5 protein-coding genes are annotated in these 5,883 nt (G+C 72.4%); all 5 read left to right on the plus strand.

The window, feature by feature from the left end:
* Positions 1–426: 426 nt before the first annotated feature.
* Positions 427–876: a PTS sugar transporter subunit IIA gene (locus PINTE_RS19985; protein WP_068434149.1), complete on the plus strand. Its 450-nt coding sequence runs from the start codon at positions 427–429 to the stop codon at positions 874–876.
* Positions 876–1,664, plus strand: a complete 789-nt coding sequence (locus PINTE_RS19990; protein WP_068434151.1) for an SDR family NAD(P)-dependent oxidoreductase — start codon at positions 876–878, stop codon at positions 1,662–1,664. The genes PINTE_RS19985 and PINTE_RS19990 overlap by 1 nt, the downstream gene beginning before the upstream one ends.
* Positions 1,665–2,114: 450 nt before the next feature.
* The gene (locus PINTE_RS19995) at positions 2,115–2,372 is read left to right on the plus strand and encodes a type IV toxin-antitoxin system AbiEi family antitoxin domain-containing protein (protein WP_068434152.1); all 258 of its coding nucleotides are present in this window, start codon (positions 2,115–2,117) and stop codon (positions 2,370–2,372) included.
* Positions 2,373–2,735: 363 nt separating this feature from the next.
* Complete coding sequence (locus PINTE_RS23455) at positions 2,736–3,068, plus strand: DUF559 domain-containing protein (protein WP_281178983.1); 333 nt, start codon at positions 2,736–2,738, stop codon at positions 3,066–3,068.
* 435 nt (positions 3,069–3,503) lie between these two features.
* Positions 3,504–5,883 (plus strand): DNA gyrase/topoisomerase IV subunit A (locus PINTE_RS20005; RefSeq protein ID WP_068434156.1); only part of this gene is annotated, 2,380 nt, incomplete at its 3' end.

The raw sequence follows: 5,883 nt of genomic DNA on the forward strand, positions 1-5,883 counted from the left end.
ACCGCCTGCGGGTCGCGTCGTCGGCGCCAGCCGTGACAGCCGCCGACGATGGCCGGGGACAGCCGCCGGCGCCAGGCCGCATCGTCGCGCCGGGCGCGACCAGGCCTGGGCGTGCGCGCCTCCCCGCGGGGGGATTCGCCGTATCGGCGTTCCCAGTGGACCGCCCGGCCACGTTCTGCCTGGTCGCGACCACCGATCCGGCATCGGGATCGTCGATAAGGCGATTCCCCTCCCGGGCACGCTCGCGACACACGCCTCGCGCCGCGGCCTCCTCGGCGTCCGGGGTGTCGTGCGCCGCACCGCGGCCGTCCACAACATCGGCGCTGGCGAATGCCGCTAGGCTGACGGGCGGGTCGAGACCGTGCCGCGCCATCGCCGCTCGCGGGCGCCACGGGGCCCGATCTCAGGCCGAACGTAAGGAGCACGATGTCGCTCGTGACAGCCACGCAGGTGGTGCTTGACCTGCCCGTCACCGACCGGACCGCCGCGATCCGCACCCTCGCCGAGACGTTCGTGCCCGAGGGGCGCGTCTCCGACCTCGAAGCGTTCCTGGCCGACGTGCAGCGGCGCGAAGACCTCATGGCCACGGGCTTAGCGGGCGGCGTCGCGATCCCGCACAGCCGCAGCCCCCACGTCACCACGCCGTCGATGGCGTTCGGCCGCAGCACGGCCGGCCTCGACTGGGGCGCCGCCGACGGACCGGCTCGCCTCGTCTTCCTCATCGGGGTTCCTGAGGGCGGACAGTCCGACCAGCTGGCGGTGCTCGCGCAGCTGGCGCGCCGCCTCACCAAGCCGTCGTTCCGCGATCAGCTGCTGACGCTGAACGATCCGCAGGCAATCTGTGATGTGCTCGATGAGGAGGTGCTGCGTTCCTGATGGAACTCGACGGCCAAAACGGTGCGACGCGCAGCGTCGCGGTGGTTACCGGTGGTGGTTCCGGACTCGGAGCCGCAACCGTACGGCGCCTTCATGCGGCCGGCGCCAGTGTCGTGATCGCCGATCTACCGGGATCCAGCGGACCGCATCTTGCCGAGGAGCTCGGGGAGCGCGCGCTCTTCCAGCCCGCCGACGTGCGTGACGACCAGCAGTTGGCGGCCGCTGTCGCGGCGTCGGCCGAGTTGGGCGTGTTGCGGGTCGCGGTGGCGTGCGCCGGGGTCGCCACCCCGGGGCGGGTGCTCGGCAAGAAGGGCGTGCTGCCCTTGAAGACGTACCGGGACGTCATCGACATCAACCTCGTCGGGACGTTCAACCTGCTGCGGCTCGCCGCGGAGACGATGGCGCAGCAGGAGCCGGTGGAGGAGCGCTACGGCGACCGCGGCGTCATCGTCATGACCGCCTCCGTCGCCGCGTTCGACGGGCAGGTCGGGCAGGCCGCCTACGCCTCGAGCAAGGGCGGCGTCGCCGCGCTCACCCTGCCGGCCGCGCGCGACCTGGCGGAGAAGCGGATTCGCGTCATGACGATCGCCCCCGGCACCTTCGAGACGCCGATGATGGCCTCGCTGCCGCAGGAGACCAAGGACAGCCTCGGCGCCATGGTCCCCCACCCGGCCCGCCTCGGCCGCCCCGAGGAGTACGCCATGCTCGTCGAGCACATCGTCGCCAACCCCATGCTCAACGGAGAGGTCATCCGCCTCGACGGCGCCCTGCGCATGCCCCCCCGCTGACGCCGGGATCGGTGTCGCGAGCCACGCCAAGCCGGGGACCCCTGAGGCCACGGCTCGGGGGGCCACGGCTCGGGGACCACGGCTCGGGGGCCACGGCTCGGGGGCCACGGCGCACAGCCAACCGGTCTTCGCACGTGAGCCTGTGCCGTCGCACTGGACCGCCCGGTTGTCACGGGACCACCTCCGCGGAGCTGGTCCCGCGGCACCCGGGTGGTCTCGTCTCGGGCTCCAAGACGCGACTCCCGAGCACTGAGACCAGGCGCCATAGGCACTGGATCGTCGACTTGGCGCGTCGACCGCCACGTCGCCTTCACGCGTCACCTTGGCGCGTCGATCGCCGCGTCCGCCGTCGGCCGCGTCTGTCCACAAGCGCGTGAGCGGTTCGCGGCCGTCCACAGGCGGACGACGTCGCCGTGGCGCGTTGCCGCTTCGCGGGCGCACGCTGCCGGCATGGACCAGTTGCACGACTTCCGCCAGTTCCTCGCCGCACGCACCGGGGTGCTCACCCGCGCGCAGGCCCAGGCCCACGGCTTCAGCGACGACGTCGTCGCCGCAGCCATCAAGGCCGGCCTCCTCACCCGCGTCATGCGCGGGTGTTACGCCTCACTGGCCGGTGAGGCTCGGCGCAGGAGCGTCACCGCCTCCGGGCACGGGCCTTGGCGACGCGGCTGGGCGGTGAGCTGGTGGCCAGTCACGACACCGCCCTGACAGCCTTCGGGCTACCGACCTATGAGGCTGACCTCGGCACGGTTCACCTCGCCCGCACCGGCGCCACGCGCACGAGGTACGGCACGGGCTGGGTCATCCATCAGCTTCCCGAGTACACCCCCACCGCCGGCTGGTGCGTGACGCCCGCGGTCGCCGTGGTGCAGGCCGGACTGTGGCGCGGTCCGCGAGCGGCACTGGTCGCGGCCGACGCGGCACTACGGGCGGCGCGGCCGGAGGCGAGTACGGCCGAGCGTTCGGCAGGCGCCGCCGACCGCGACGAGCTTCATGCAGCGCTCGCGCTTTATCAGCGAGCACCCGGCGCCGTGCGCCTGGCCAAGACGCTGCCGCTGGCCGATCCGCGCCATGAGTCACCCGGGGAGAGTCTGTTGGCCTACGACCTGTGGTTGCTCGGGCTCGCCGCCGACCCCGCAGGTCGAGATCGCGGTTGGCGGGGCGACCTACCGCGCCGACTTCGTGGTGCGCGGCACGAGACTGTTGCTGGAGTTCGACGGGCTGGTCAAGCTCGACGATCCGTCGGCCGCACGTCGGGCGGACGAGCGGGAGCGGGCTCTTCGCCGTCTCGGCTGGATCGTCGTGCGCTTCACCTGGCCGGATCTGGGTGACCTGCCGGCCATCGCGCAGCGGATCGCGGACGCTGCCCACGCCCATGGGCTGGCTCTGCCGATGGCGGCCTGAGTCGGCTCGTGCGTCGACGGCCACGCGCCGACCCCGCTCCGCCCCCTGCTTCGTGTCTCGGCAGACGGGCGGGCCATCTCGGGAGCCGGGACGGGACCGGGCGGCTCCTGCCGAACGCGCTCCGCGGAGCCGGTCTCGCGGCAGCCGGGCGGTCCGGCGCGACGGCACAGGCTCACGTGCGAATAGGGCGGGCAATAGTGAGTGGCGAGGGCGCGAGAGACCGCGCGCCACGCCAAGGAGGCCCTCCCCGGCGAGCCCCTACCGCGGTTCGAGCGCGCATCGGCAAGGATGAGGGGTCAGGCACCGGCGGCGCGCGGACAACCCGCGCGACGCAACCCACGCGGCGCAACCGCGGCGCAACCGCGGCGCAACCCAGGCGGCGTGGACCGTGGGCGGCGATCCGGTGAGGCACAGCGGAAGGACGAGTAGGCACCTATGGCGCGCAGGCGCAGCAACGAGCCGACGCTCCCGGAGGACTTCGAGGAGCGCATCGTCGACATCGACGTCGAGGAGGAGATGCAGGGGGCGTTCCTCGAGTACGCCTATTCGGTCATCTACTCGCGTGCGCTGCCGGACGCCCGTGACGGCCTCAAGCCCGTGCAGCGTCGCATCCTCTTCGGCATGCACGACATGGGGCTTCGCCCCGATCGCGGCCACGTGAAGTCGAGCCGCATCGTCGGTGACGTCATGGGTAAGTACCACCCGCACGGAGACGGTGCGATCTACGACGCGCTCGTGCGCATGGCGCAGCCGTTCACGATGCGCCTCAACCTCGTCGACGGGCACGGCAACTTCGGCTCGCTCGACGACGGCCCGGCCGCCTCCCGGTACACCGAGGCGCGCATGGCCCCGGCGGCGCTGCCGATGGTCGCCAGCCTCGACGAGAACACCGTCGACTTCGTGCCCAACTACGACGACCAGCTCATGCAGCCGGGCGTGCTGCCCGCCGCGTACCCGAACCTGCTGGTCAACGGGGCCGCCGGCATCGCGGTCGGCATGGCCACGAACATGCCGCCGCACAACCTCGGCGAGGTCGTCGGCGCCGCCTGCCACCTCATCGACCATCCCGACGCCACGCTGTCCGACCTCATGCGGTACGTGCCCGGGCCGGACCTGCCCGGCGGCGGGCGCATCGTCGGGCTCGAGGGCATCCGCGACGCCTACGAGACCGGCCGCGGCACCTTCCGCACCCGCGCCACGTGCCGCATCGAGAACGTCACCCCGCGCCGCAAGGGCATCGTCATCACCGAGCTGCCCTACCTCGTCGGCCCGGAGAAGGTGACGACGAAGATCCAGGAGCTCGTGCGCGCCAAGCGGCTGCAGGGCATCTCCGACCTCCAGGACCTCACCGACGGCAAGCAGGGCCTGCGCCTGGTCATCGAGATCAAGAACGGCTTCAACCCCGAGGCCGTGCTGGAGAAGCTGTACAAGCTGACCCCACTCGAAGACAGCTTCGGCATCAACAACGTCACGCTCGTCGACGGCCAGCCCCGCACGCTCGGCCTTAAGGAGCTGCTGCGGGTCTACCTCGACTTCCGCATCGACGTCGTGCGCCGCCGCAGCGAGCACCGCCTCGCCAAGCGCGAGGAGCGGCTGCACCTCGTCGAGGGTCTGCTCATCGCGATACTCGACATCGACGAGGTCATCCAGCTCATCCGGGGCAGCGACGACACCGCCCAGGCGCGGGCCCGACTCATCGAGGTCTTCGATCTGTCGGAGGCGCAGGCCAACTACATCCTCGAGCTGCAGCTGCGCCGGCTGACGAAGTTCAGCCGCATCGAGCTGGAGTCGGAGAAGTCCGAGCTCGAGGAACAGATCGCCGCGCTGCGCGAGCTGCTCGCCGACGAGTCGCTGCTGCACAAGCTCGTGCGCACCGAGCTGCGGGAGGTCGCCGACCAGCTCGGCACCCCGCGGCGCACCGTGCTGCTGGAGTCGGCCGGCCCGACCGGAGGCGGTCAGGGCGCCACCGCGAGCGTGCCGCTGGAGGTCGGCGACGACCCGTGCCACGTGCTGCTCAGCACGACCGGCCTGCTGGCCCGCACCACCGACGCCGCGCCGCTGAGCACCCACGGCAAACGCGCCAAGCACGACGCGATCGTCACCGCCGTGCGCACCACGGCCCGCGGCGAGTTCGGCCTGGTCACCACGGCCGGGCGGGTGCTGCGGCTGCCGGCGCTCGACCTACCGACGCTGCCGCCGATGCACGACGCGCCGAACCTGTCCGGGGGCACTCCGCTGCCGGCGTTCGTCGAACTCGGCAAGGGCGAGGAGCCGCTGACGATCATGTCGCTGGAGGCCGACTCGCCCGGGCTCGCGCTCGGCACCGCCTCCGGCGTCGTCAAGCGGGTCACCACCGACTACCCGGGCGGCCGCGACGAGTGGGAGGCGATCACCCTCAAGCCCGGAGACCGAGTCGTCGGAGCCGTCGAACTGCGCACCGGCGCAGAGCAACTCGTGTTCGTCACGAGCGACGCCCAGCTGCTGCACTTCGATGCCGACAAGGTGCGCCCGCAGGGCCGGGCGGCCGGCGGCGTGGCGGGCGTCAAGCTCGCGGCGAAGGCGCAGGCGATCTGGTTCGGGGCGGTCGATCCGGGCGCAGACAACGTCGTCGTGACGGTCGCGGGCAGCGGCCGCACCGGCTCCTCGGTGAAGGTGACGCCGTTCGCGGAGTACCCGGGCAAGGGCCGGGCGACCGGCGGGGTGCGCTGCCACCGCCTCCTACGGGGCGAGGACGCGCTCGTGCTCGGCTGGGCCGGTCCGGCGCCGAAGGCCGCCGCGGCCAGCGGTGTCGCCCGCAAGCTCCCGGAGCCGGTGG

It is taken from the genome of Piscicoccus intestinalis NBRC 104926, assembly GCF_001515525.1.
Lineage (GTDB): Bacteria > Actinomycetota > Actinomycetes > Actinomycetales > Dermatophilaceae > Kineosphaera > Kineosphaera intestinalis.